Origin of the sequence: Streptomyces sp. NPDC005262, assembly GCF_042872425.1 — a bacterium.
GTDB lineage: Bacteria > Actinomycetota > Actinomycetes > Streptomycetales > Streptomycetaceae > Streptomyces.
The window spans coordinates 319752-346019 of record NZ_JBIAKK010000002.1 but is presented as its reverse complement, the minus strand read 5'-3'; the positions used below and the strand labels follow the sequence as shown (position 1 = coordinate 346019).

Here is a 26268-nt window from a genome sequence, read left to right as displayed (position 1 = left end):
TCGGTGCATGTCGTACTCGCCGGTGGGGGGACCGCCGGCCACATCGAGCCCGCGCTTGCCCTCGCGGATGCCCTGCGCAGGCAGGACCCGAGCGTGGGAATCACTGCCCTGGGCACGGAGCGCGGACTCGAGACCAGGCTCGTACCCGAGCGGGGGTACGAACTGGCGCTGATCCCGGCGGTCCCGCTGCCGCGCAAGCCCACCCCCGAACTGATCACTGTCCCGGGGCGGCTGCGCGGCACCATCAAGGCCGCCGAGCAGATCCTGGAGCGCACCAAGGCGGACTGTGTGGTCGGCTTCGGCGGCTATGTCGCCCTGCCCGGCTACCTGGCCGCCAAGCGGGTCGGGGTGCCGATCGTCGTCCATGAGGCAAACGCCCGGCCGGGCCTGGCCAACAAGATCGGTTCCCGCTACGCGCACGGGGTCGCCGTGTCCACCCCGGACAGCAAGCTGCGCGGTGCCCGCTACATCGGCATCCCGCTGCGCCGCACCATCGCCACCCTGGACCGGGCCCGGGTCCGCCCGGAGGCACGCGACGCGTTCGGCCTCGACCCCAACCTGCCGACGCTGCTGGTCTCCGGCGGTTCGCAGGGCGCCCGCCACCTCAACGAGGTGATCCAGCGGGTCGCCCCGCTGCTGCAGCGCTCCGGGATCCAGATCCTGCACGTGGTCGGCCCGAAGAACGAACTGCCGCGCATCGACAACATGCCCGGGATGCCGCCCTACGTCCCGGTACCGTACGTGGACCGGATGGATCTCGCGTACGCCGCGGCCGACATGATGCTCTGCCGCGCGGGCGCGATGACCGTCGCCGAACTCTCCGCCGTCGGGCTTCCCGCGGCCTACGTCCCGCTGCCGATCGGCAACGGCGAACAGCGGCTCAACGCCCAGCCGGTGGTCAACGCCGGCGGCGGTCTGCTGGTGGACGACGCGGCGCTCACCCCCGAGTGGGTGCAGAGCAGTGTCCTCCCGGTGCTTGCGGATCCGCACCGTTTGTATGAGATGTCCCGCGCTGCCGCCGAGTTCGGCCGCAGGGATGCCGACGACCTGCTCGTCGGCATGGTGTACGAGGCGATTGCCGCACGCCGCAACGCGTGAGGCGGGCGGGTCCGGGGGCGATGCCCCTGGACCCGGCATAAGGAGCGAGCGTGGCCGGACCGACGACCGCCCGGCGCGGTGCAGGGCAGCAGCAGGACGACCCGGCCCGCCCGCCGCGCCCCACCAGGCGCAGAGTGCCCAACCGCAGGCTGCTGATCGTGATCGCTGTCGGCGTCCTGCTGCTCGCCTCGGGCTCCGTCTGGGCGCTCTACGGCTCGTCCTGGTTCCGGGCCGAACAGGTCACGACCACCGGTGTCGACGTCCTGACCCCGGCCGAGGTGGAGGCCGCCGCTGCGGTGCCGATCGGGGCCCCGATGGTCTCCGTGGACACGGACGCCATCGCGGACCGGTTGCGCCAGAAGTTGCCTCGTATCGACTCGGTGGATGTCGTACGGGCATGGCCGCACGGCATCGGACTTAAAGTGACCGAACGCAAACCGGTTCTGTTGATGAAAAAGGACACAAAGTTCATTGAAGTGGACGTGAAAGGTGTCCGTTTCACCACGGTGAACAGGGCACCGAAGCGCGTACCGCTGCTGGAACTGACCCCCGATCAGTCGGCGAGTCTGCGCCGCTTCGGCAGCGGCCGGCTGGTGCGGGAAGCGGTCCGGGTCGCGGGTGAACTCCCCCGGGCAGTCGCGGAGGACACCCGGGTCGTGCGGGTCACCTCGTACGATTCGATCTCCCTGGAGCTGACCGGTCACCGCACGGTGGTCTGGGGCAGCGGCGAAGAGGGGCCGGTGAAGGCAAGAGTCCTCACCGCTCTCATGAAAGCGGCTCCCAAAGCGGGACACTTCGACGTGAGTGCACCCACCGCTCCTGCGGTGTCGGGCAATTGACGGGCATTTGACCTGGCCAGCACCCTGGTTGGTCAGCGCTACGGGTGATCACATAGGGTGAAAAGAAAAACGGGAGGTTCGGCGTGTTCGTTGAACGTGCGCCACTTGTCGACTTAGTGTCCTGTTCGGAAGAGTCCAAGAAGCAGACACACTGGTAACCCTAAACTTCAACGTTAGGGTTTGGGTCGGCGTTCGGACCGCCCCAATCGGCATCAGTCGTCGCCGCGGGAGATCCGCGAAGCGACGACACGTAACTCGAGGCGAGAGGCCTTCGACGTGGCAGCACCGCAGAACTACCTCGCAGTCATCAAGGTCATCGGTGTCGGCGGCGGTGGTGTCAATGCCATCAACCGAATGATCGAGGTCGGTCTCAAGGGTGTCGAGTTCATCGCGATCAACACTGATGCGCAAGCCCTGTTGATGAGCGACGCCGACGTCAAGCTCGACGTCGGCCGTGAACTCACCCGCGGCCTCGGCGCCGGGGCCAACCCGGCCGTCGGTCGTAAGGCGGCAGAGGACCACCGTGAGGAGATCGAGGAGGTCCTCAAGGGGGCCGACATGGTCTTCGTCACCGCCGGAGAGGGCGGCGGCACCGGCACCGGCGGCGCACCCGTCGTGGCCAACATCGCGCGCTCGCTCGGCGCCCTCACGATCGGTGTGGTCACCCGCCCGTTCACCTTCGAGGGCCGGCGCCGCGCGAACCAGGCGGAGGACGGCATCGCCGAGCTCCGCGAAGAGGTCGACACCCTCATCGTCATTCCCAACGACCGACTGCTGTCCATCTCGGACCGCCAGGTCAGCGTGCTCGACGCGTTCAAGTCGGCCGACCAGGTACTGCTCTCGGGTGTCCAGGGCATCACCGACCTCATCACCACCCCGGGTCTGATCAACCTCGACTTCGCCGACGTCAAGTCGGTCATGTCCGAGGCCGGATCGGCGCTCATGGGCATCGGCTCGGCCCGCGGCGATGACCGCGCGGTGGCTGCGGCCGAGATGGCGATCTCCTCGCCGCTGCTGGAGGCGTCCATCGACGGCGCCCGTGGTGTCCTGCTCTCCATCTCCGGCGGCAGCGACCTCGGTCTCTTCGAGATCAACGAGGCCGCCCAGCTGGTGAGTGAGGCGGCCCACCCGGAGGCGAACATCATCTTCGGTGCGGTCATCGATGACGCACTGGGCGACGAGGTGCGGGTCACCGTGATCGCCGCGGGCTTCGACGGCGGACAGCCGCCGGCCCGTCGCGAGAACGTCCTCGGCGCGGGCGCCGGCAAGCGCGAGGAGCAGGCTCCGCCGAGCCGGTCCGCCGAGCCGGTGCGCCAGTCCGGCGGGCTCGGTTCCGTGCCCGTACGCGAGGAGACCCCGGCCCCGGCCGAGTCCGTACCGGTGGCGAAAGAGACCTCGATGTCGCCGGTCACCCAGCCGCACGTCCCGCCGGCCCGTCCCTCCTACCAGGACACCCAGGCCGAAGAGCTGGATGTTCCGGACTTCTTGAAGTGATAGGCCGGCACCACGCAGTGACCGCAGTGTCCTCCGTGTCTTCGGGGGGTGGCGCTCACTTCGCCTTCACCGACAGGTGGGGCGGGGTGAGCGCCGCTCCGTACGGGGAGCTCAACCTCGGCGGCGCGGTCGGGGACGACTCCGCCGCCGTTCTCGCCAATCGCGAGCGCGCCGCCCGCAGCCTCGGTCTCGACCCGGCGCAGGTCGTCTGGATGAACCAGGTGCACGGGCGGGACGTGGCGGTGGTCGACGGGCCCTGGCCGGCCGGTTCCGAGATTCCCGCGGTGGACGCGGTGGTGACCGCGCGACGCGGACTCCCGCTCGCCGTGCTCACCGCCGACTGCACCCCCGTACTCCTCGCCGACCCGGTCGCCGGGATCGCGGCGGCGGCACACGCCGGCCGCCCCGGTCTGGTCGCCGGAGTCGTCCCCGCCGTGGTCGAGGCCATGGTGACGCTCGGTGCGGAGCCTTCCCGGATCACCGCGCACACCGGCCCGGCCGTCTGTGGGCGGTGTTACGAAGTCCCGGCGGAAATGCGGTCCGAGGTCGCCGAGGCAGTTCCCGGATCGTGGTCCGAGACCAGCTGGGGGACGCCGGCCGTGGATGTCACCGCCGGGGTCCATGCCCAACTCGAAGCCCTCGGGGTGCGGGACCGGCACAAGTCGCCCTCCTGCACCCTGGAATCGGGCGACCACTTCTCGTACCGCCGCGACCGCACCACCGGGCGGCTCGCCGGATATGTCTGGTTGGACTGATAGGGCATGACGGACCGTAAGACTCAACTCGCCGCAAATCTGGCACAGGTGGAGCAACGTATTGCTTCGGCCTGTGCCGCCGCGGGTCGCAAAAGGGAAGAAGTGACCCTCATTGTGGTCACGAAGACCTATCCCGCGAGCGATGTGCGAATCCTGCATGAACTCGGTGTGCGTCATGTCGCGGAGAATCGTGACCAGGATGCGGCGCCCAAGGCGGGCGCTTGTGCGGATCTGTCGCTCACATGGCACTTTGTCGGACAACTGCAGACCAACAAGGTTCGTTCTGTGGCGAGTTATGCCGATGTCGTGCAGTCGGTCGACCGGACCAAGTTGGTCACGGCGCTCTCGGCCGCCGCCGTGCGAGGTGGGCGCGAACTCGGCTGTCTCATCCAGGTCGCCCTCGACGCGGAGAGTGGCGAGCGCGGTGACCGGGGCGGCGTCGCGCCGGACGGGATCGAGGAGTTGGCCGACGCGGTGGCCGCCGCTCCGGGGCTCCGGCTCGGCGGTCTGATGACCGTGGCCCCGCTCGCCGGACCGTACGCCGGGCGCCAACGCGCGGCGTTCGACCGGCTGATGGAATTCTCATCCCGCCTGCGCGGGAACCATCCGGCTGCGAACATGGTCTCTGCAGGGATGAGCGCGGACCTCGAGGAAGCGGTTGCGGCCGGAGCGACACATGTGCGCGTCGGTACTGCGGTACTCGGAGTCCGACCCGGGCTCGGGTAACGTCGCCAAGCAAGTCGGACCACAGCAGAAAATATGGTCATTCCCGCCTTTGGCGGGCAGGCCTGAGTGGATCGCGGGCACTTGGTGACAGGTTCCGATCCACCACAGAGCGGAGGACTCAGAGCATGGCCGGCGCGATGCGCAAGATGGCGGTCTACCTCGGCCTCGTGGAGGACGATGGGTACGACGGTCCGGGGTTCGACCCCGACGACGAATTCGAACCCGAGCCGGAGCCGGAGCGTGACCGGCGGCGGCACCAGCCCGCGCATCAGGTGGAGCGGGACCGTGAGCGGGACGAACCGGTACGAGTGGTGCAGCCGCCCGCGCAGCGGGAGCCCGTCCAGATCCCGGCGGAGAGCGTGCGACCCGCCCGAATCGCGCCCGTGGCATCCATCACACCTGAACGCCCCAACATGGAGAAGAACGCACCGGTGATCATGCCCAAGGTCGTGTCCGAGCGGGAGCCCTACCGGATCACCACACTGCACCCCCGGACCTACAACGAGGCCCGTACCATCGGGGAACACTTCCGTGAGGGCACTCCGGTGATCATGAATCTCACGGAGATGGACGATACGGACGCGAAGCGACTTGTCGACTTTGCGGCAGGACTCGTCTTCGGTCTCCATGGCAGCATTGAACGGGTGACGCAGAAGGTGTTCCTGTTGTCGCCTGCTAACGTCGATGTCACGGCGGAGGACAAGGCCCGCATCGCTGAGGGCGGATTCTTCAACCAGAGCTGAGAACACGACACCGGGAACGACCCCGGCCGAGAGGCCGGAGCTACGAGAGCCAGGGGAGAGGGAAGCGCGAAATGGGCGTCGCACTGCAAGTTGTCTATATCGCGCTGATGTGTTTCCTCATCGTGCTGATCTTCCGGCTGGTCATGGACTACGTCTTCCAGTTCGCACGTTCATGGCAGCCCGGCAAGCCGATGGTGGTGCTTCTTGAGGCCACCTACACTGTCACCGATCCACCGCTCAAGCTTCTGCGGCGGTTCATTCCGCCGCTGCGTCTCGGGGGCGTGGCACTCGACCTGTCCTTCTTCGTTCTGATGATCATCGTCTACATCCTGATCGCGATTGTGACCAGGCTGTGAACGATACGGTCTTGCCGACTGCCGACGACTACGTAGAGGTGAAGAAGAGATGCCGCTGACCCCCGAGGACGTGCGGAACAAGCAGTTCACGACCGTCCGTCTCCGAGAAGGCTATGACGAGGACGAGGTCGATGCCTTCCTGGACGAGGTCGAGTCCGAGCTGACCCGCCTGCTCCGTGAGAACGAGGACCTGCGCGCCAAGCTGGCCGCCGCCACGCGTGCCGCCGCGCAGAACCAGCAGCAGGGCATGCGGAAGCCGGAGCCGCAGGACCGGCCCGGGGCACCTGTGCCCGCCGCCATATCGGGTCCGCCGGTCCAGCAGCAGCCCCCGCAGATGGGTCCCCCCCAGCTGCCCGGTGGTGCTCCGCAGCTGCCCGCCGGTCCCAGCGGTCACGGCCCGGGTCAGCACGGCCCCGGCCCTCAGGGTCAGCACGGCCCCGGCCCTCAGGGTCAGCACGGCCCCGGCCCTCAGGGTCAGCACGGCCCCGGCCCGATGCAGGGCGGCCCCATGGGCGGCCCCATGGGTCACGCGCCGCAGCAGATGCAGCAGATGCAGCAGATGCAGCCGCCGCAGATGCAGCAGCCCGGTCAGGGCCCCGGTGGCGACAGCGCCGCCCGCGTCCTCTCGCTCGCACAGCAGACCGCCGACCAGGCGATCGCGGAGGCCCGTTCCGAGGCCAACAAGATCGTCGGCGAGGCGCGGAGCCGTGCCGAGGGCCTGGAGCGCGACGCGCGTGCCAAGGCGGACGCGCTGGAGCGGGACGCGCAGGAGAAGCACCGCGTGGCGATGGGCTCGCTGGAGTCGGCCCGCGCGACGCTGGAGCGCAAGGTCGAGGACCTGCGTGGCTTCGAGCGCGAGTACCGGACCAGGCTGAAGTCCTACCTGGAGAGCCAGCTGCGTCAGCTGGAGACCCAGGCCGACGACTCGCTGGCCCCGCCGCGGACCCCGGCTGCCGCTTCGCTGCCGCCGTCGCCCTCGCTGGCTCCGGCCGGTGCGGGTGCCATGGGACACACCATGGGTGGCAACCACGGTGGTCACGGCGGCCCGCAGATGGGCGGCAACCCGTCCATGGGTGCCGGTCCGTCCTACGGCGGCCAGCAGCAGATGTCGCCGGCCATGACGCAGCCGATGGCACCGGTGCGGCCGCAGGCGCCGCAGCCGATGCAGCAGGCGCCGTCGCCGATGCGTGGGTTCCTGATCGACGAGGACGACAACTGAGCGGGTTGCGCGCGCTGAGCGCGTAGCCGTCGGCAGGCTGAGGGCCGGGCCCCGGGGTTTTCCCCGGGGCCCGGCCCTTTTGCCGTGTGCATCGGCTGGGGGCGCCCGTGGCGGTCCCTGTGCCCTGGTCGCCCTCTTCCCGGACCGGGACTCCGCCCCGGAGCCCGCGTCCCAGTCCCCGACGAGGCGGAAGGCCGGCCCCGTGACTGCGAGCAGCAGAAGGCCCGGCCGGAATCGTTCCGGCCGGGCCTTCTGCTGCTTCGGTGCGGGTTACTGCTCGGTCTTGCGGAGGCGGAACGTGAGGGACAGGCCCTCGTCCTCGAACGGGGTGCCGTACGCCTCGTCCGCCTCGCCCTCCGCGTAGTCCAGCGCCAGTACCTCGTCCGCGATCAGCGGTGCATGCTCGGTCAGTGCCTCCACCGTCGCCGGCGACGTGGACGCCCAGCGGACGGCGATGCGGTCCGCGACGTCCAGGCCGCTGTTCTTGCGGGCCTCCTGGATCAGCCGGATCGCGTCACGGGCCAGCCCCGCGCGCCGCAGCTCCGGGGTGATCTCCAGGTCCAGAGCGACCGTCGCGCCCGAGTCGGACGCCACCGACCAGCCCTCGCGCGGCGTCTCGGTGATGATCACCTCGTCGGAGGAGAGGGTGACCTGCTCGCCGTCCACCTCGACCGACGCCGTGCCCTCGCGCAGGGCCAGCGAGAGCGCGGCCGCGTCGGCGTTCGCCACGGCCTTTGCGACCGCCTGGACGCCCTTGCCGAACCGCTTGCCCAGCGCCCGGAAGTTCGCCTTCGCCGTCGTGTCGACCAGCGAGCCGCCGACCTCCGAGAGGGAGGCCAGCGAGGAGACGTTCAGCTCCTCGGTGATCTGGGCGTGCAGGTCGGGGGAGAGCGCGTCGAAGCCCGACGCCGCGACCAGTGCCCGGGAGAGCGGCTGGCGGGTCTTGACGCCCGACTCCGCACGGGTGGCCCGGCCGAGCTCGACCAGGCGGCGTACCAGCGCCATCTGGGTGGAGAGGGCCGGGTCGATCGCCGAGAGGTCCGCCTTCGGCCAGCTGGAGAGGTGGACCGACTCGGGGGCGTCCACGGTGACCGGGACGACCAGGTCCTGCCAGACCCGCTCGGTGAGGAACGGGGTCAGCGGGGCCATCAGCCGGGTGACCGTCTCGACGACCTCGTGCAGGGTGCGCAGCGCCGCCTTGTCGCCCTGCCAGAAGCGGCGGCGGGAGCGGCGTACGTACCAGTTGGACAGGTCGTCCACGAACGCGGAGAGGAGCTTGCCGGCACGCTGGGTGTCGTAGCCCTCCAGTGCCTGCGTGACCTGGTCCACCAGTGCGTTCAGCTCGCTGAGCAGCCAGCGGTCCAGGACCGTGCGGTCCGCCGGGGCCGGGTCGGCCGCGGAAGGCGCCCAGTTCGACGTACGGGCGTACAGGGCCTGGAAGGCAACCGTGTTCCAGTACGTGAGGAGGGTCTTGCGCACGACCTCCTGGATCGTGCCGTGGCCCACGCGGCGGGCCGCCCAGGGGGAGCCGCCCGCTGCCATGAACCAACGGACCGCGTCCGCGCCGTGCTGGTCCATCAGCGGGATCGGCTGGAGGATGTTGCCCAGGTGCTTGGACATCTTCCGGCCGTCCTCGGCGAGGATGTGGCCCAGGCAGACCACGTTCTCGTACGACGACTTGTCGAAGACCAGCGTGCCGACGGCCATCAGCGTGTAGAACCAGCCGCGGGTCTGGTCGATGGCCTCGGAGATGAACTGCGCCGGGTATCGGCTCTCGAAGAGCTCCTTGTTCTTGTACGGGTAGCCCCACTGCGCGAACGGCATCGAACCCGAGTCGTACCAGGCGTCGATGACCTCCGGGACGCGGTACGCCTCCAGCTGGCAGTTCTCGTGCGTGCAGGTGAACGTGATCGCGTCGATGAACGGACGGTGCGGGTCCAGGTCCGACTGGTCGGCGCCGGTGAGATCGGTGAGCTCGGCGCGGGAGCCGACGCAGGTGAGGTGGTTGTCCTCGCAGCGCCAGATGGGCAGCGGGGTGCCCCAGTAGCGGTTGCGGGACAGGGCCCAGTCGACGTTGTTGTTCAGCCAGTCGCCGAAGCGGCCGTTCTTGACCGAGTCCGGGAACCAGTTGGTCTTCTCGTTCTCTGCGAGCAGCCGGTCCTTGATGGCGGTCGTACGGATGTACCAGGACGGCTGCGCGTAGTAGAGCAGCGCGGTATGGCAGCGCCAGCAGTGCGGGTAGCTGTGCTCGTACGGGACGTGGCGGAAGAGTTTGCCGCGGGCGGCCAGGTCCTCGGTGAGCGCCTCGTCGGCCTTCTTGAAGAAGATGCCGCCGACCAGCGGCAGGTTCTCCTCGAAGGTGCCGTCGGGGCGGACCGGGTTCACGACCGGCAGACCGTACGCGCGGCAGACCTTGAGGTCGTCCTCACCGAACGCGGGGGACTGGTGGACCAGACCCGTACCGTCCTCGGTCGTCACGTACTCGGCGTTGACGACGTAGTGCGCCGGGACCGGGCTGCCCTCGCTGTCGCTCGGGAAGTCCACGAGGGCGAACGGGCGCTCGTACGTCCAGCGCTCCATCTCGCGGCCGGTGAACGACTCGCCGGTGAGCTCCCAGCCCTCGCCGAGTGCCTTCTCCACGAGGGGCTGGGCGACGACGAGCTTCTCCTCGCCGTCGGTCGCGACGACATAGGTGACGTCGGGGTGTGCGGCGACCGCGGTGTTGGAGACCAGCGTCCACGGAGTGGTCGTCCAGACCAGCAGCGCGGCCTCGCCGGCCAACGGGCCGGAGGTGAGCGGGAAGCGTACGAAGACCGAGGGATCGACGACCGTCTCGTAACCCTGCGCCAGCTCGTGGTCCGAGAGACCGGTGCCGCAGCGCGGGCACCACGGGGCGACGCGGTGGTCCTGGACGAGCAGGTCCTTGTTGAAGATCTCCTTCAGGGACCACCAGACGGAGTCGATGTACGACGGGTCCATCGTCCGGTACGCGTCGTCCAGGTCGACCCAGTAGCCCATTCGGGTCGTGAGCTCGCTGAACGCGTCGGTGTGGCGGGTCACGGACTCGCGGCACCTGGCGTTGAACTCGGCGATGCCGTACGCCTCGATGTCCTTCTTGCCGTTGAAGCCCAGCTCCTTCTCCACCGCGAGCTCGACCGGCAGTCCGTGGCAGTCCCAGCCGGCCTTGCGGCCCACGTGGTAGCCCTGCATGGTGCGGAAGCGGGGGAAGACGTCCTTGAAGACGCGGGCCTCGATGTGGTGGGCGCCGGGCATGCCGTTGGCGGTCGGCGGGCCCTCGTAGAAGACCCACTCGGGGCGGCCCTCGGACTGTTCGAGGCTCTTGGCGAAGACCTTGCTCTCGCGCCAGAAGTCGAGCACGGCGTGCTCCAGCGCGGGAAGGTCGACCTGGGCGGGTACCTGGCGGTACTGCGGCGATGTCATGGGCGAGATTCCTCCGGCGGACGTTTTCCACTTCCGTCGGAGGGACGAGAACCGTGCCGGCTCCCGCGGTACCACCCTCCTTGGCCCCGGGTGTGCGCCCGTGGCCCCCTCATTGGGGTCGCGATGCCGGTTCTACTTGCCTTGCGGCGTTCTTCCGACGGCTCCGGGTGATTTTCACGACGCGCTCGCCCCCGGGCTCCCACCGTCCCCGGGTCGCTCCTGGCTGCCTACGACGCTACTCGTCCCATCCATGCCTCTCGCTGGGGCCAGTGTACGGGCCCGTACGGGCGACGGCCGACCGGTTTATCCAGGGGTCGTGACCGTGACCCGAATGGCGCGACGGGCCGTGCGGAGTCCTGGCGGGGGCCGGGAGCCGGATTACCGGGCGGGGAGCTGGGCACAACGGTTTCAGGCGCGCGGTGATCCGGCACGAGGAGGGGCGATCCGGCGGCGTGCCCCGTTGCCGCGGGGCTGGGGTCGATTTATCGTCCCAGCACGATTCGCGTGCAAGATCACAATATGTGAAGGGGCCGCGGCCATGGTGGCGAAGAAGACCGCCGAACAGAAGTCGGCGTCAGCGAGATCCACGGACGCGGCGGCCGAGGCGACGACCGAGGAGGCGGGCTCGCAGACCGCTGCGGATGCGAGTGCGAGGAAGGCCGCGGCGAAGAGCGCGGCGACCAAGAAGGCGGCAGCGAAGAAGGCCGTGGCGAAGAAGGCTCCGGCCAAGAAGGCCACTGCGAAGAAGAGCGCGGTCAAGAAGGCTTCGAAGAAGACCGCTGCGGCGGACACGGGGGCGGCCGAGGCCGCCGAGGAGACGGGAGCCCACACGGTGGTAGCCAAGAAGAGCGCAGCCCGGACCCGCGCGGCCGGCAAGGGTGCGGCGCCCGTACCGCCCGCCCGGGCCGCCGCGACAGAACCCGGGGAGCTGGCCGTACGGCCGGGTGAGGACCCCTGGACGCCGGAGGAGGTCTCGGAGGCGCGGGCCGAGCTGACCAGCGAGATCATGCGGCTGCGCAGCGAACTGGAGGCCTCCGGGGTCGCGCTCGCCGGGTTGATGAGGGACTCCGGCAACGGGGCCGGTGACGACGAGGCGGACACCGGCACGAAGAACATCACCCGTGAGCACGAAATGGCGCTCGCCGCCAATGCCACGGAGATGCTGGAGCAGACCGAGCGGGCGCTCGCCCGGCTGGACGCGGGGACGTACGGACTGTGCGAGCTCTGCGGCAAGCCGATCGGCAAGGCGCGGATGCAGGCGTTCCCCCGGGCGACTCTCTGTGTCGAGGACAAACAGAAGCAGGAGCGCCGCAGCTGATCCGCGGGCGGCGTGTCGTACTCTCGTCTTCGGTCAGGAACCTAGGTTGAGGGACTCACGTGGCAGAGGCGGAGCGCATCATCGGTACGCCGGACATCCCTGGAGCTGAAGGGACCGAGGGCGCCGGGGACAAGGTCCAGGGCGAGGTCCCGAGCAAGGGCAAACGGAAGATCATGGTGCTCTTCGCCGTGGCCGTCTTCGCCTATCTGCTCGACCTGGTCAGCAAGATGATCGTGGTCGCGAAGCTGGAGCACCACGAGCCCGTCGAGGTCCTCGGCGACTGGCTGCGGTTCGACGCGATCCGGAACGCCGGCGCCGCGTTCGGCATCGGCGAGGCATTCACGGTGATCTTCACCGTCATCGCGGCGACGGTGATCGTGGTCATCGCCAGGCTCGCCCGCAAGCTCTACAGCCTGCCGTGGGCCGTCGCCCTCGGTCTGCTGCTCGGCGGAGCGCTCGGCAACCTCACCGACCGGATCTTCCGCTCGCCCGGCGTCTTCAAGGGCGCGGTGGTGGACTTCATCGCCCCGGCGCATTTCGCCGTCTTCAACCTCGCGGACTCCGCCATCGTCTGCGGCGGCATCCTGATCGTGATCCTTTCCTTCAAGGGCCTGGACCCAGACGGCACCGTGCACAAGGACTAGCGGGGGCAAGGCATACTCGACAGGTGAGTACGTATCCCGAGGTCCGCACCCTGCCCGTACCCGACGGTCTGGAAGGCGAGCGTGTCGACGCCGCCATTTCCCGGATGTTCGGCTTTTCCCGCACCAAGGCCGCCGAGCTGGCCGCTGCCGGGAAGGTGCAGGTGGACGGAGCGGTGGTCGGGAAGTCCGAGCGCGTGCAGGGCGGCGCCTGGCTGGAAGTCGAGATGCCGCAGGCGCCCGCTCCGGTGCAGATCGTCGCCGAGCCCGTCGAGGGCATGGAGATCGTGCACGACGACGACGACATAGTCGTGATCATGAAACCCGTCGGGGTGGCCGCGCACCCGAGCCCCGGCTGGACCGGCACCACCGTGATCGGCGGCCTCGCCGCGGCCGGCTACCGGATCTCGACGTCCGGCGCCGCCGAGCGCCAGGGCATCGTGCACCGTCTCGACGTCGGCACCTCCGGCCTGATGGTCGTCGCCAAGTCCGAGCGGGCCTACACGGTGCTGAAGGGCCAGTTCCGCGACCGGGTCGTCGAGAAGAAGTACCACGCGCTGGTCCAGGGACACCCGGACCCGATGAGCGGCACCATCGACGCCCCCATCGGGCGGCACCCCAACCTCGACTACAAGTGGGCGGTCACGGCCGAGGGCAAGCCCTCCGTGACGCACTACGACCTCATCGAGGCGTACCGGGCGGCCAGCCTCCTCGACATCAAGCTGGAGACCGGCCGGACCCACCAGATCCGCGTACACATGTCCGCCCACCGTCACCCCTGTGTCGGCGACCTGACCTACGGCGCCGACCCGACGATGGCCAAGCGCCTCGGGCTGACGCGGCAGTGGCTGCACGCGGTCCGGCTCGGCTTCGAGCACCCGGCGGACGGCAGCTGGGTGGAGTTCGCCAGCAGCTACCCGGACGACCTGCAGAACGCGTTGGACAAGATCGCGGCGGAGAGCGAATGACCACCGGCACCCCGGCCCCGTACACCACCCGCATAGCCGTCGACGAGAGCGACCTCGCGGCCTGCTTCCAGGTCCGCAAGGAGGTCTTCGTCGGCGAGCAGAACGTGCCCGAGGAGATCGAGTACGACGCGTACGACGCGGACGCGGTGCATGTCGTCGCCGTCGCGGCGGATGGTTCGGTGCTCGGTACGGGACGGCTGCTGCACGGTGCGGGAGTGGCCGCCAAGACGGGTGGCGACCTCACCGTCGGCTCGCTCGGCCGGCTCGCGGTGGCCAAGCGGGCCCGCGGCCTCGGGGTCGGCGTGGCGCTGGTCGGGGCCATCGAGGACGCGGCCCGCGGGCTCGGTCTCGTCGCCGTGGACCTGCACGCCCAGACCCACGCGCTCGGCTTCTACGAGCGGCTCGGCTATGTGACGTACGGCCCGGAGTTCGCGGACGCGGGGATCGCCCACCGGGCGATGCGCCGCACTCTCTGACAGCGGGCCCCGCTCCGGTCGTACGGACCGGAGCGGCACGGCATCCCGGCACACGTCCGCGTCACCCCGGCAGACCCCAGCGCGGTCCGCGTCCACCAGGAACGCTCCGGAAGGCACATCGTGGACCAGATGGCACTGCTCCTGCTGCTGTTGCTCGGAGCCGTGGTCACGGTGCCGCTGGGGGAGCGTCTCGGACTGCCGGCGCCGGTGCTGATGACGCTCGCCGGAGTGGCCATGGCGTTCATCGGTTTCGTGCCGGACGTGGACATCCCGCCGGAGGTCATTCTTCCGGCCTTGCTGCCGCCGCTGCTCTACGCCTCCGCACAACGCACCTCCTGGCGGCAGTTCGCCGCCAACAGGCGCCCGATCTTTCTGCTGGCCGTGGCCCTGGTCTTCGTGACGACGGCCGCCGTCGCCGCCGTGGCCAACGCGATCGTCCCCGGGCTGCCCATCGCCGCGGCGGTGGCGCTAGGCGCGCTCGTCGCCCCGCCCGACCCGGTCGCCGCGACCGCCGTCGCGGGATCGCTCGGGCTGCCGCGCCGGCTCGTCTCCGTCCTGGAGGGCGAGGGGCTGTTCAACGACGTGACCGCGATCGTGCTCTACCACGTGGCGATCGCCGCAGCGGTCAGCGGCACCTTCTCGCTGCCGCACGCCTTCGGGCTGCTGGTCCTGTCCGCGGTGGTCGCCGTGGTGGTCGGTCTCGCACTCGGCTGGCTGACCATCAAACTCATGGGCCTGCTCGGTGATGCGACTCTCCAGGTGGGGCTGACGCTGCTGGTGCCGTTCGTGAGTTACGTGCTCGCGGAGGAGCTGCAGGGGTCGGGCGTGCTCGCCGTACTCACCACCGCGCTCTTCCTCGCCGAACGCGCCGCCGACGCGGACGACGTGCTGGGCCGGCTCACCGGCCGCACCTTCTGGGAGATCGTCGACACCCTTGTCACCGGGGTCGCGTTCGGCCTGATCGGCCTCGAACTGCGCAACGTCTTCGGCACGTCGGCCGGCCGCGCCTGGCAGATGACCGGCTGGGGTCTGGTGATCGTCGCGGTCGTCGTCGGCGTACGGCTGTTCTGGCTGCTGCCCGCCACCTGGCTCGCCAAGCGGCTGCACACCCGCCGCGACTACAGCGAGGAGCTCCCCGCCAGCTGGCGCGAGACCGTCGTCATGTGGTGGGCCGGGATGCGCGGCGTGGCCACGGTGGCGCTCGCCCTCGCGATCCCGCTGAAGACGGACGACGGGAAGCCCTTCCCCGGTCGCGACGAGATCGTCTTCATCGCCTTCGCCGTGATCATGGCGACCCTGGTCTTCCAGGGGCTCACCCTGCCGTGGCTGGTGCGCAGGCTCGGCGTCCGCGCGGATACAGATGCCGAGGCGGCACTGGAACGGGATCTGGCGATCCGCGCCGCGAAGGCCGCGCGGCAGCGGCTCAGGGAGATCCAGGAGGTCGAGGAGTTCCCGCAGGAGGTCGTGGAGCGGCTGCTGCGGGTGGCGTACGACGTGGGGGCGCGGATCAGCCCCGAGATGGTCGACGAGGACCGGCGTGAGGCGTATGCGCAGCGTGCCGAGCGGCTCCGGGCGGTCAGCCGGATCCAGCGCGAGATGATGTCCGCGGCCCGCCATGCGGTGCTGTCGGCGCGCAGCGAGACGGGGACGGATCCGGAGGTGGTCGACCGGGTGCTGCGTCAGCTGGACGTTCGGAGCCTGCGCTGACGGCAGTGCCGCCCGGCGTGCCGGGACCGTCGGCCGCGGTGTTGTCGTTCACCGTACTGTCGGCCGCGACTGGCACCATTGCTCCCATGAACATCATGCTTTTCCACTCGACGTACGGTCTGCGCCCCGCGGTGCACGCGGCCGCCGCCCGGCTTCGCGCAGCCGGGCACGAGGTGTACGTGCCCGACCTCTTCGACGGGCGCACGTTCGAAACCGTCGAGGAGGGCATGGCCTTCAAGGACGAGGTGGGCAAGGACGAACTGCTCCGGCGCGCGGTGCTGGCTGCCGCGCCCTACTCCGAGCGTGGCCTGGTCTACGCGGGCTTCTCCTTCGGCGCGTCAACCGCCCAGACCCTGGCGCTCGGTGACGAGAAGGCGCGCGGACTGCTGTTGCTCCACGGAACGTCGGACATCGCCGAGAACGCGTCGGTCGACGAGCTGCCCGTACAGCTGCATGTCGCCGACCCGGACCCGTTCGAGACGCACGACTGGCTGAACTCCTGGTACCTGCAGATGCAGCGGACCGGCGCCGATGTCGAGGTCTACCGCTACCCCGGGGCCGGCCACCTCTTCACGGACCCGGATCTGCCGGACTACGACGCGGCGGCGGCCGAGCTGACCTGGAAGGTCGCGCTCGGCTTCCTCGCCACCCTGTAGAGGGACCCGGGGCCCCGCCACCGTGACGGTGTGCGGGGCGCCGGTGGCCTCGACCGTGGATCAGGCTCGGTACGCGGCCCAGCTGTCGCTCATCCGCTGCACCTGGCCCGGGGTGAACTGGTACATGCAGGAGTCGTAGGTGTAGTCCATGAAGTTGTGGATCGGGTCGACCCCGGTCTTGTTGGCGCAGGTGTCGCGTCCGGTCGGGCACTCGAACGCGGCGCTCTTCTCCGCGGGCGTGTCGGAGACGTAGTCGCCGTTGCCGTTACAGCCGCCCTGGAAGGTGTGGTACAGACCCATCCAGTGGCCGACCTCGTGGGTGGCGGTGTCACCCTCGTCGTAGTTGGCGGCCGAGCCGCCCGGCAGCGAGGCGTCGAGGATCACCACGCCGTCCATGCTCGGGCTGGAGTTGTACGAGCTGGGGAAGGTGGCCCAGCCGAGCAGCCCGCCACCGAGGTTGGCGGTGTAGACGTTGAGCGCGTTCTTGCCGCCCTTGCGCAGCGCCGTCTTCATCGCCCTCTCGGCGGACGAGCCCGAGGAGAGGTTGTACCAGGCGGCGTTGTCCGTGTAGTCGGTGCCGGCCAGCGAGAACTGGAAACCGGTGTCGGTGTTCCCGGTGCCCTGGCCGCTGTAGGCCGCGTTCAGCACGTTCATCTGGCTGCTGATGTCGCCGGCGGTGAGCTTGCCGGTGGTGCCGGAGTGGATGACGTGGAAGTAGACCGGGATGGTCGCTCCGGCGGCCAGCGTGGTTCCGCTGACCCGGCGGTCCGCGAGTCTCTCCTTCAACTGCGTGTCCATGGCCTTGGCCTGGGTCGCGGTGAGTTCGTTGGGGTCCGCGGCGTGCTTGGTGCCCGAGGGGCGGGCCTGGCGCGCGGTGGCGTCGGTGCCGGCGCACTTCTCGGCGGAGGCGGAGGACACCTTGGCGGCGGCTGAGCCGGTGGGCGCGGAGAGCGGTGCCAGGGCCAGGGTTCCGGCCAGGACGACGGTGCCGATCGCACGGTTACGTATACGCGGCGATATACGGGCAAGAGTGCGCACAGAAACTCCTCGCGGATGTGTGGGGGAGGATTTTCCTCACCCGCCGACGGGAGATTACGTGCGCATGTCACATGTGGAGGAGGATCGATCAGGCCCAATCAATCGTGGGGCAAACCGGGGATAGGGGAAGAAATATTTCTGTGCGTTCCAGAGTTTGAGATGTGGACGTAACGTCGCGTGTTACCCCGGCGGGTGGTGTGTCCCCATTGAAGCAAGGGAACGCGCCACCCGCCGTAGCGATGTAATGCGCCGTCAACATGGTCCGGCATGGCTGGAAATGGACGTTCAGCGCACCGGGCGGTCCACCCGCTCGACCTTCTGGGTGCCGCTGAGCGTCCGGTACGAACGCGTCCAGGCCGCGGTCGCGTCCTGCCTCGTCTTGTCGGAGACCACGTAGTAGTCCATCTGCGAGCGCTCGGCGGTCACATCGAGGACGCCGTAGCCGTGCGAGTCCATGTCCACCCACTTCACATGGCGGTTGGCGGCCCTGACCGCGGCCGCGGCGAGCACGGAGACCGTCTGCGGTGCGACATGCAGGATGTCGTCGAGGTTGTCCGAGGTCACCGACGTCACCACGAACTCCGTGGCGGCCGACGCCGAGAGCGGGTACGTCGCGGCCTTCACCGGTACGTCGTTGGCCCACGCCATGTGGATGTCGCCGGTCAGGAAGACCGTGTTGGTGATCGACCGGTCCCGCAGATGCGTGATCAGCTCCTTGCGGTCGTCCGTGTATCCGTCCCACTGATCGACGTTGACCGCGAGCCCCTCCTTGGGCAGACCCAGCAACCCCGCCAGCGGCTCCAGCAGGTGCGCGGGTACGGAGCCGAACGCGACCGGCGAGATCATCACCGATGTGCCGACCAGCTTCCAGGTGGCGTCCGAACCGGCCAGGCCCGACTTCAGCCAGTCCAGTTGCGCCCGGCCGGTGATCGTGCGTTCCGGGTCGTCGACCGAACCGTTGCCGATCGTCGACTGCTGGGAGCGGAAGGTGCGCAGATCCAGGAGGTGGAGATCGGCCAGGTTGCCGAAGCGCAGCCGCCGGTAGACGGTGCCCTCGGTGGATGCGCGGACCGGCATCCACTCGAAGTACGCCTGCTTGGCGCCGGCCGCCCGGTCGGCCCAGGAGCCCTCCGTCCCCGGCGTGTGGTTCTCGGCCCCGCCCGACCAGGCGTCGTTGGCGAACTCGTGGTCGTCCCAGATCGCGATCACCGGATGCGTGGCATGCAGGGTCTGCAGATCGGCGTCCGTCTTGTAGTGGCCGTGCCGGGTCCGGTAGTCGGCGAGGGTGAGGATCTCGTTCCTCGGCTCGTGCGGCCGTACGACGTACTTCGCTTCCGGGTAACTGCCCGACGCGTACTCGTATATGTAGTCGCCGAGATGGAGGACGGCGTCGAGATCGGCGCGGGCGGCGAGATGGCGGTACGGGGAGAAGTAGCCGGACTCCCAGTTGGCGCACGACACCACCCCGAAGCGCACTCCCGGGGTGGCCGCTCCGGGCGCCGGAGCCGTACGGGTGCGGCCGGCCGGGGACCGTACAGCCCCGCCGTCGCCCGCCGAGAAGCGGAACCAGTACGTGGATGCCGGGGCCAGGCCCCGGACGTCGGCCTTGACGGTGTGGTCGGACGCGGCCCTCGCGAGGGTGGAGCCCTGCGCGACGATCCGGGTGAACTCCTTGTCCTCGGCGACCTCCCACCGCACCGCCGTGTCGGCGCCGCGGCCGGAGCCGGGCACGGCGTCGGGGGTGGGGGTGACGCGGGTCCACAGGAGGATGCCGTCGGGCAGCGGGTCGCCGGAGGCGACGCCGTGCAGGAAGGCGGGCCCGTCGGCGGCGCGGGCGCTGGTGGCGGCGCCGAGCACGGGGGCGACGACGGCGGTGGCGGCAGCGGCCTTCACGAGCGTGCGGCGGCTGGGAGCGGAGAGGGACGAAGAAAGGTGTCGACTGGTCACGGAGCAGAACCCTACTCACGAGTACGCCGAACGGGCAGGCGAACAAAGGAAGTTCGCCTGCCCGTCGGGGTCCCGCTGCCCGGAGTTGGACCTCCGGGCACATGGGGGGTCGGTCTCAGCCCTTCAGGGCGCCGGTGATCGCGGTGTTGAAGTCGGCGACGGTCATGGGGGCGTTCTTGGTGCCCTCGCCGGTGAGCGTCTTGCCGTCCATCTTCAGCGTCGGGGTGCCCTGGACGCCGCTCTTGTCGAACGTCTGGGACATCTTCATCGCCCAGTTGTCGTACGTACCGTCGTTGACGTCCTTCTGGAACGCCTTGTTGTCCTTCAGCTCGGGCACGGTGTTCGCGACCTCGATGAGGTACGAGTCCTTGGCGAACTTGTCGTCGGCCTCCTCCGGGTGGTACTTCGCGGAGTAGAGCGCGTACTTGTAGTCGAGGAACGCCTGAGGGCTGATGTCGAGGGCCGCACCCAGCGCGCTGAGCGCGTTCTTCGAACCTTCACCGTTGTCGCTGTTGTCGATGAACGTCGCACCGATGTACTTGATCTTGTACTTGCCGGCGTCGACGTCCTTGTGGACCGTCTCACCGACGGTCTGCTCGAACTGGGCGCAGATCGGGCAGCGGGAGTCCTCGTACAGTTCGAGGGTCTTCTTCGCCGTCGACTTGCCGACGACGACGGTCGTGCCGTCGGTACCCGACGTGTTCTTCGGCGCGGTGACGTTCTTCGCGTCCTTGGCCGCCTCCCAGTGGGAGGGCTTGTTCAGCTGCATCACGCCGTAGCCGACGCCGCCGGCCACCGCCAGCACGGCGACGACCGAGAGGCCGACGACGACCTGCTTGCGGACCTTGTCCTTCTTGGCCTGGCGCTCGCGCTCGGCGCGCAGCCGCTCACGGGCGGCTGCCTTGTTGGCCTGGCTGTTGCGCTTGCTCATGGTTGTTCTCTCCGTGGTGTGTGGGGCGTACGTCGTCAGGGACTCGCGTGCTCAGGCGATGGCGTAGGCCGAGCGCGGCGGTCCCCTCCGTCCCACGGAGTGCACGAGGAGACGGGCGTGCGCGAGGAGGTGCGGGCCGTACGGCGCCGGCCGAGCCGCGCGGCGCACGGAGCGGCGGGCCGTGCCGACCACGGCGACGGCGATCAGCAGCGGACGGAACGCCGTGGCGGCGACCGCCCGCAGCAGACCCGCGAGCGCGGACTCGCCGCGCCTCAGCCAGGCCGCGGCCAGCAGACCGACCGTCACATGGGCGGCCAGCAGAAGCCACGGCACGGCGGGACCCGGGGAGGCCAGCAGGGCGGCCGCCCCGTGCCCGGGTCCGGTCACCGAGGCCAGCGGGGTGCCCACCGCGCCGACGCGGCCGAGCTGCGCGGACCCGGTACCGACATCGCCGCCACCGCACAGGACGTCCACGCCGACCGAACGCAACGGGCCTGCGATCGGGCCGCCCGCCGCGCCATAACAGAGGTGCTGGCCGGTGGTGAAGACGGTGTCGGCGGTCAGCTCCAGCGGCACCAGCAGTCCGGCGATCGCACCGAAGCCGCGCTCCCGGCCGGCCAGCGCGTACGCCACGGCGAAGACCAGGCCGGCCAGTGCGCCGACGACCGTCAGAGGCAGCGGGACCTGGGAGAGCAGCACATGGGACGCAGTGGAGAGCGTCACGACGAGCGCTGTGAAAAGCGCCGCGCGAACGACTCTGAGCTGCGTCCCTGATATGTCCATCGCCCGAGAGTGTGCCATGTGAACCTGTAAGCGACCCCTAAAGGGGGCGCCGCTCGGTGAGGAGGCTCACAGCCCCGGGATGCGGCCGTTGCGGAAGAGGTCCACGAAGATCTGGTGGTCGGCGCGAGCCCGGGCCCCGTAGCTGTGCGCGAAGTCCACCAGCAGCGCGGCGAAGCCGTCCTCGTCCGCCGCGATCGCCGCGTCGATCGCCCGCTCCGTGGAGAACGGCACCAGCGAGTGGCCGCTCTCGTCGTCCGCCGCGGAGTGCATCGTCGCCGTCGCCCGGCCGAGGTCGGCGATGACCGCCGCGATCTCCTCCGGCTCGTCGATGTCGGACCAGTCCAGATCGACCGCGTACGGCGAGACCTCGGCGACCAGTTGCCCGGAGCCGTCCAGCTCGGTCCAGCCGAGCCACGGGTCGGCGTGGGCCTGCAGGGCACGCTGCGAGATGACCGTGCGGTGCCCTTCGTGCTGGAAGTAGTCGCGCACGGCCGCGTCGGTGATGTGCCGGGAGACCGCCGGCGTCTGCGCCTGCTTGATGTAGATCACCACATCGTTCTCCAGGGCGTCGCTGTTGCCCTCCAGAAGGATGTTGTACGAGGGCAGGCCGGCCGAGCCGATTCCGATGCCGCGACGGCCGACGACGTCCTTCACCCGGTACGAGTCGGGCCGGGTCAGGCTGGACTCGGGCAGCGTCTCCAGATAGCCGTCGAACGCGGCCAGCACCTTGTAGCGCGTCGCCGCGTCCAGATCGATCGCGCCGCCGCCCGCCGCGAACCGGCGCTCGAAGTCCCGGATCTCCGTCATCGAGTCGAGCAGCGAGAACCGGGTCAGCGACCGGGCGTCGCGCAGCGCGCCCAGCAGCGGGCCCTCGGCGGTGTCCAGCGTGAACGGGGGTACCTCGTCGTTCTTCGCGCCTGTTGCGAGCGCGTGGATCCGCTCGCGGTAGGCCGCCGCGTAGACCCGGACGAGCTCGCTGATCTGGTCGTCGCCCAGCGCCTTCGCGTACCCGATCAGGGCGACGGAGGCGGCGAACCGCTTGAGGTCCCAGGTGAACGGGCCGACGTACGCCTCGTCGAAGTCGTTCACGTTGAAGATCAGCCGGCCGTTGGCATCCATGTACGTGCCGAAGTTCTCGGCGTGCAGATCACCGTGGATCCACACCCGGCCGGTCCGGTCGTCCAGGTACGGGCCGCCGTGCCGCTCCCGCTCCAGGTCGTTGTAGAACAGGCACGCCGTGCCCCGGTAGAAGGCGAACGCCGAGCCCGCCATCTTGCGGAACTTGACCCGGAAGGCCGCCGGGTCCGCGGCCAGGAGCTGGCCGAAAGCGGTGTCGAAAACCTCGAGAATCTGCTCCCCGCGCTGCGCTGCGCCGGTCTGCGCTTCCGACATTTCTGGGTGCCTCCTGGTACCTGGCGTTCATGACAAATGGGACGGTCGTCTCCGTCCTCTCAACGCGTGACGGTACTCGGGAGTGCCCCTCGGCTGTCAGTCCGGAGACGTAGACTTCCACGCTGTCCCCCCAGTCCGTCATTGCTTGTTTCCCCGGAGGCCCGACGCCGTGACCAAGCCGCCTTTTACGCACCTCCACGTCCACACCCAGTACTCGCTGCTGGACGGTGCCGCGCGGCTCAAGGACATGTTCGCTGCCTGCAACGAAATGGGCATGTCGCACATCGCGATGACGGACCACGGCAACCTGCACGGGGCGTACGACTTCTTCCATCAGGCGAAGAAGGCCGAGGTGACGCCGATCATCGGCATCGAGGCGTACGTCGCCCCGGAGTCGCGCAAGCACAAGCGGAAGATCCAGTGGGGCCAGCCGCACCAGAAGCGCGACGACGTCTCGGGTTCCGGTGGTTACACCCACAAGACGATCTGGGCGTCGAACAGGACGGGTCTGCACAATCTCTTCCGGCTCTCCTCGGACGCGTACGCCGAGGGCTGGCTGCAGAAGTGGCCGCGGATGGACAAGGAGACCATCTCCCAGTGGTCCGAGGGCCTGATCGCGTCCACCGGCTGCCCGTCCGGCGAGGTGCAGACGCGGCTGCGGCTCGGCCAGTTCGACGAGGCGGTCCAGGCGGCCTCCGACTACAAGGACATCTTCGGCGAGGGCAAGTACTTCCTGGAGCTCATGGACCACGGCATCGAGATCGAGCGCCGGGTCCGTGACGGACTCCTCGAAATCGGCAAGAAGCTGAACATCCCGCCGCTCGTGACGAACGACTCGCACTACACGTACGCCAGCGAGGCCTCCGCGCACGACGCGCTGCTCTGCATCCAGACCGGCAAGAACCTCTCCGACCCGGACCGCTTCCGGTTCGACGGCACGGGCTACTACCTGAAGACGACGGACGAGATGTACGCCGTCGACTCCTCCGACGCCTGGCAGCAGGGGTGCGCGAACACCCTGCTGGTCGCCGAGCAGATCGACACCACCGGGATGTTCGAGAAGCGCGACCTGATGCCGAAGTTCGACATCCCGGACGGCTTCACCGAGATCACCTGGTTCCAGGAAGAGGTCCGGGTCGGCATGAACCGCCGCTACCCCGGCGGTGTCCCCGAGGACCGGCAGAAGCAGGCCGAGTACGAGATGGACGTCATCATCCAGATGGGGTTCCCGGGGTACTTCCTCGTCGTCGCCGACTTCATCATGTGGGCCAAGAACAACGGCATCGCGGTGGGCCCCGGCCGTGGCTCCGCGGCCGGCTCGATCGTCGCGTACGCGATGGGGATCACCGACCTCGACCCGATCGAGCACGGGCTGATCTTCGAGCGGTTCCTCAACCCCGAGCGTGTCTCCATGCCCGATGTCGACATCGACTTCGACGAGCGCCGGCGCGTCGAAGTGATCAGGTACGTGACGGAGAAGTACGGCGCCGACAAGGTCGCCATGATCGGCACGTACGGCAAGATCAAGGCCAAGAACGCGATCAAGGACTCCGCCCGGGTCCTCGGCTACCCGTACGCGATGGGTGACAGGCTCACCAAGGCCATGCCCGCCGACGTCCTCGGCAAGGGCATCGACCTCTCCGGGATCACCGACCCCAAGCACCCTCGCTACAGCGAGGCGGGCGAGATCCGGGGGATGTACGAGAGCGAGCCGGACGTCAAGAAGGTCATCGACACCGCGAAGGGCGTCGAGGGACTGGTCCGGCAGATGGGCGTGCACGCCGCAGGCGTCATCATGTCCAGCGAGCCCATCGTCGACCACGCCCCGGTCTGGGTGCGGCACACCGACGGCGTCACCATCACGCAGTGGGACTACCCGCAGTGCGAGTCGCTCGGCCTGCTGAAGATGGACTTCCTCGGCCTGCGCAACCTCACCATCATGGATGACGCCGTCAAGATGGTGGAGGCCAACAAGGGCATCAAGCTGGAGTTGCTCTCCGTCCCGCTGGACGACCCCAAGACCTACGAGCTGCTGTGCCGCGGTGACACGCTCGGCGTCTTCCAGTTCGACGGCGGTCCGATGCGCTCCCTGCTGCGCCAGATGCAGCCCGACAACTTCGAGGACATCTCCGCCGTCTCGGCCCTGTACCGGCCGGGCCCGATGGGCATGAACTCGCACACGAACTACGCCGAGCGCAAGAACGGCCGCCAGGAGATCACCCCGATCCACCCGGAGCTGGAGGAGCCGCTCAAGGAGACGCTCGGCCTGACCTACGGCCTGATCGTCTACCAGGAGCAGGTGCAGAAGGCCGCCCAGATCGTCGCCGGGTACTCGCTCGGCGAGGCCGACATCCTGCGCCGCGTGATGGGCAAGAAGAAGGCCGACGAGCTGGCGAAGAACTTCGTGCTCTTCCAGGCGGGCGCGAAGAAGAACGGCTTCTCCGACGCGGCGATCCAGGCCCTGTGGGACGTGCTGGTCCCGTTCGCCGGGTACGCGTTCAACAAGGCGCACTCCTCCGCGTACGGCCTGGTCACCTACTGGACGGCGTACCTCAAGGCGAACTATCCCGCCGAGTACATGGCGGCGCTGCTGACCTCGGTCAAGGACGACAAGGACAAGTCCGCGGTCTACCTCAACGAGTGCCGCCGGATGGGCATCAAGGTGCTCCCGCCGAACGTCAACGAGTCCGAGTCGAACTTCGCCGCACAGGGCGACGACGTCATCCTCTTCGGGCTGACGGCCATCCGTAACGTCGGGCAGAACGTCGTCGACTCGATCATCCGGTGCCGCAAGGCGAAGGGGAAGTACAGCACCTTCCCCGACTTCCTCGACAAGGTCGAAGCGGTCGTCTGCAACAAGCGGACCGTCGAATCACTGATCAAGGCCGGCGCCTTCGACGAGATGGGCCACACGCGCAAGGGCCTCGTCGCCCACCACGAGCCGATGATCGACAACGTGGTGCAGGTCAAGCGCAAGGAGGCCGAGGGACAGTTCGACCTCTTCGGTGGCGGCGACGAGGACAGCGACGAGCCGGGCTTCGGGCTCGACGTCGAGTTCTCCGACGTCGAGTGGGAGAAGTCGTATCTGCTGGCCCAGGAGCGCGAGATGCTCGGGCTGTACGTCTCCGACCACCCCCTCTTCGGCATCGAGCACGTCCTGTCCGACAAGTCCGACGCGGCGATCTCCCAGCTGACCGGCGGCGAGCACGGCGACGGCGCGATCGTCACCATCGGCGGCATCATCTCCGGGCTGCAGCGCAAGATGACCAAGCAGGGCAACGCCTGGGCCATCGCCACCGTCGAGGACCTCGCCGGTTCCATCGAGTGCATGTTCTTCCCCGCCACGTACCAGCTGGTCTCCACCCAACTCGTCGAGGACACCGTCGTCTTCGTCAAGGGGCGGCTCGACAAGCGCGAGGACATCCCGCGGCTGGTCGCGATGGAGATGCAGGTCCCCGACCTCTCGTCCGCGGGGACCAACGCACCGGTGGTGCTCACCATCCCGACGGTCAAGATCACGCCGCCGATGGTCGCCCGCCTCGGCGAGGTGCTCAGCAACCACCGCGGCAACACCGAGGTGCGGATCAAGCTCCAGGGCCCCCGGAAGACCACCGTCCTCCGGCTCGACCGGCACCGGGTCCAGCCGGACCCGGCGCTCTTCGGCGACCTGAAGGTGCTGCTCGGCCCGTCCTGTCTGGCCGGCTGAGCGACCACCGCACACGCACTGCACACACAGGAGG

21 protein-coding genes are annotated in these 26268 nt (G+C 69.0%); 15 read left to right on the top strand and 6 right to left on the bottom strand.

Translation table 11 applies throughout. The features are described 5' to 3' along the window. Positions 1-3 precede the first annotated feature (3 nt). The 8 genes from murG (at position 4) to ACFYP5_RS06720 (ending at position 7230) form a co-directional block, all read left to right on the top strand. Positions 4-1098: an undecaprenyldiphospho-muramoylpentapeptide beta-N-acetylglucosaminyltransferase gene (gene murG / locus ACFYP5_RS06755; protein WP_327124476.1), complete on the top strand. Its 1095-nt coding sequence runs from the start codon at positions 4-6 to the stop codon at positions 1096-1098. 50 nt (positions 1099-1148) lie between these two features. Next, a complete protein-coding gene (locus ACFYP5_RS06750) occupies positions 1149-1937 on the top strand; it encodes a cell division protein FtsQ/DivIB (protein WP_389031528.1) in 789 nt (262 codons plus the stop codon). A 276-nt stretch (positions 1938-2213) separates the two neighbouring features. Beyond that, positions 2214-3431 carry a cell division protein FtsZ gene (gene ftsZ, locus ACFYP5_RS06745; RefSeq protein ID WP_389031525.1) on the top strand — a complete coding sequence of 406 codons (1218 nt, stop codon included), beginning with the start codon at positions 2214-2216 and terminating at the stop codon, positions 3429-3431. Continuing rightward, the gene (gene pgeF, locus ACFYP5_RS06740) at positions 3428-4186 is read left to right on the top strand and encodes a peptidoglycan editing factor PgeF (RefSeq protein WP_389031522.1); all 759 of its coding nucleotides are present in this window, start codon (positions 3428-3430) and stop codon (positions 4184-4186) included. Before ftsZ ends, pgeF begins: the two co-directional genes overlap by 4 nt. 6 nt (positions 4187-4192) lie before the next feature. Further along, the gene (locus tag ACFYP5_RS06735; RefSeq protein WP_389031519.1) at positions 4193-4912 is read left to right on the top strand and encodes a YggS family pyridoxal phosphate-dependent enzyme; all 720 of its coding nucleotides are present in this window, start codon (positions 4193-4195) and stop codon (positions 4910-4912) included. A 125-nt stretch (positions 4913-5037) separates the two neighbouring features. Continuing rightward, positions 5038-5655: a cell division protein SepF gene (locus ACFYP5_RS06730; RefSeq protein WP_030972886.1), complete on the top strand. Its 618-nt coding sequence runs from the start codon at positions 5038-5040 to the stop codon at positions 5653-5655. 71 nt (positions 5656-5726) lie between these two features. Then, on the top strand, positions 5727-6011 hold the full coding sequence (locus tag ACFYP5_RS06725; protein ID WP_030919359.1) for a YggT family protein: 285 nt from the start codon (positions 5727-5729) through the stop codon (positions 6009-6011). A 49-nt stretch (positions 6012-6060) separates the two neighbouring features. Next, on the top strand, positions 6061-7230 hold the full coding sequence (locus ACFYP5_RS06720) for a DivIVA domain-containing protein (RefSeq protein WP_389031516.1): 1170 nt from the start codon (positions 6061-6063) through the stop codon (positions 7228-7230). Positions 7231-7500: 270 nt separating this feature from the next. Here ACFYP5_RS06720 and ileS read toward each other — a convergent pair whose 3' ends face one another. Further along, positions 7501-10671: an isoleucine--tRNA ligase gene (ileS, locus tag ACFYP5_RS06715; RefSeq protein ID WP_389031513.1), complete on the bottom strand. Its 3171-nt coding sequence runs from the start codon at positions 10669-10671 to the stop codon at positions 7501-7503. A 538-nt stretch (positions 10672-11209) separates the two neighbouring features. Here ileS and ACFYP5_RS06710 point away from each other — a divergent pair. The 6 genes from ACFYP5_RS06710 to ACFYP5_RS06685 all read left to right on the top strand — a co-directional run bounded on the left by ACFYP5_RS06710 (position 11210) and on the right by ACFYP5_RS06685 (position 16437). Then, positions 11210-11989 carry a TraR/DksA family transcriptional regulator gene (locus ACFYP5_RS06710; RefSeq protein ID WP_389031510.1) on the top strand — a complete coding sequence of 260 codons (780 nt, stop codon included), beginning with the start codon at positions 11210-11212 and terminating at the stop codon, positions 11987-11989. Positions 11990-12048: 59 nt separating this feature from the next. Next, on the top strand, positions 12049-12633 hold the full coding sequence (gene lspA, locus ACFYP5_RS06705; RefSeq protein WP_389031507.1) for a signal peptidase II: 585 nt from the start codon (positions 12049-12051) through the stop codon (positions 12631-12633). Positions 12634-12656: 23 nt separating this feature from the next. Beyond that, positions 12657-13598, top strand: a complete 942-nt coding sequence (locus tag ACFYP5_RS06700) for an RluA family pseudouridine synthase (RefSeq protein WP_313936854.1) — start codon at positions 12657-12659, stop codon at positions 13596-13598. Beyond that, entirely contained in the window at positions 13595-14074 is a 480-nt protein-coding gene (locus ACFYP5_RS06695; protein WP_389031504.1) for a GNAT family N-acetyltransferase, read from the top strand. Before ACFYP5_RS06700 ends, ACFYP5_RS06695 begins: the two co-directional genes overlap by 4 nt. A gap of 120 nt (positions 14075-14194) precedes the next feature. Then, positions 14195-15781 (top strand): Na+/H+ antiporter, encoded by a 1587-nt coding sequence (locus ACFYP5_RS06690; protein WP_389031501.1) that lies wholly within the window; start codon positions 14195-14197, stop codon positions 15779-15781. A gap of 86 nt (positions 15782-15867) precedes the next feature. Beyond that, a complete protein-coding gene (locus ACFYP5_RS06685) occupies positions 15868-16437 on the top strand; it encodes a dienelactone hydrolase family protein (protein ID WP_313936851.1) in 570 nt (189 codons plus the stop codon). A 60-nt stretch (positions 16438-16497) separates the two neighbouring features. Here the strand turns inward: ACFYP5_RS06685 and ACFYP5_RS06680 are convergent, their stop codons facing one another. The 5 genes from ACFYP5_RS06680 to ACFYP5_RS06660 all read right to left on the bottom strand — a co-directional run bounded on the left by ACFYP5_RS06680 (position 16498) and on the right by ACFYP5_RS06660 (position 22528). After that, a complete protein-coding gene (locus ACFYP5_RS06680) occupies positions 16498-17475 on the bottom strand; it encodes a zinc metalloprotease (RefSeq protein WP_389031498.1) in 978 nt (325 codons plus the stop codon). Between the two features lie 285 nt (positions 17476-17760). Further along, entirely contained in the window at positions 17761-19422 is a 1662-nt protein-coding gene (locus ACFYP5_RS06675; protein WP_389031496.1) for an alkaline phosphatase D family protein, read from the bottom strand. Between the two features lie 115 nt (positions 19423-19537). Continuing rightward, the gene (locus ACFYP5_RS06670; protein ID WP_389031493.1) at positions 19538-20353 is read right to left on the bottom strand and encodes a DsbA family protein; all 816 of its coding nucleotides are present in this window, start codon (positions 20351-20353) and stop codon (positions 19538-19540) included. A gap of 51 nt (positions 20354-20404) precedes the next feature. Further along, positions 20405-21136, bottom strand: coding sequence for a hypothetical protein (locus tag ACFYP5_RS06665; protein ID WP_389031490.1), 732 nt, complete (start codon positions 21134-21136; stop codon positions 20405-20407). Positions 21137-21202: 66 nt separating this feature from the next. Next, entirely contained in the window at positions 21203-22528 is a 1326-nt protein-coding gene (locus tag ACFYP5_RS06660; RefSeq protein WP_389031487.1) for a DUF2252 domain-containing protein, read from the bottom strand. A 169-nt stretch (positions 22529-22697) separates the two neighbouring features. On the opposite strand from ACFYP5_RS06660, the gene dnaE reads away from it, so the two are divergent. After that, positions 22698-26234, top strand: a complete 3537-nt coding sequence (gene dnaE, locus ACFYP5_RS06655; protein ID WP_389031484.1) for a DNA polymerase III subunit alpha — start codon at positions 22698-22700, stop codon at positions 26232-26234. Positions 26235-26268 lie beyond the last annotated feature (34 nt).

Excerpts from the sequence above, each read along its gene's own strand:
- ACFYP5_RS06735 (WP_389031519.1), top strand. The coding sequence starts at position 4,193 with ATGACGGACCGTAAGACTCAACTCGCCGCAAATCTGGCACAGGTGGAG.
- ACFYP5_RS06730 (WP_030972886.1), top strand. The coding sequence starts at position 5,038 with ATGGCCGGCGCGATGCGCAAGATGGCGGTCTACCTCGGCCTCGTGGAG.
- ACFYP5_RS06725 (WP_030919359.1), top strand. The coding sequence starts at position 5,727 with ATGGGCGTCGCACTGCAAGTTGTCTATATCGCGCTGATGTGTTTCCTC.
- ACFYP5_RS06720 (WP_389031516.1), top strand. The coding sequence starts at position 6,061 with ATGCCGCTGACCCCCGAGGACGTGCGGAACAAGCAGTTCACGACCGTC.
- ileS (WP_389031513.1), bottom strand. The coding sequence starts at position 10,671 with ATGACATCGCCGCAGTACCGCCAGGTACCCGCCCAGGTCGACCTTCCC.
- ACFYP5_RS06710 (WP_389031510.1), top strand. The coding sequence starts at position 11,210 with ATGGTGGCGAAGAAGACCGCCGAACAGAAGTCGGCGTCAGCGAGATCC.
- ACFYP5_RS06695 (WP_389031504.1), top strand. The coding sequence starts at position 13,595 with ATGACCACCGGCACCCCGGCCCCGTACACCACCCGCATAGCCGTCGAC.
- ACFYP5_RS06685 (WP_313936851.1), top strand. The coding sequence starts at position 15,868 with ATGAACATCATGCTTTTCCACTCGACGTACGGTCTGCGCCCCGCGGTG.
- ACFYP5_RS06670 (WP_389031493.1), bottom strand. The coding sequence starts at position 20,353 with ATGAGCAAGCGCAACAGCCAGGCCAACAAGGCAGCCGCCCGTGAGCGG.
- ACFYP5_RS06665 (WP_389031490.1), bottom strand. The coding sequence starts at position 21,136 with ATGGACATATCAGGGACGCAGCTCAGAGTCGTTCGCGCGGCGCTTTTC.
- ACFYP5_RS06660 (WP_389031487.1), bottom strand. The coding sequence starts at position 22,528 with ATGTCGGAAGCGCAGACCGGCGCAGCGCAGCGCGGGGAGCAGATTCTC.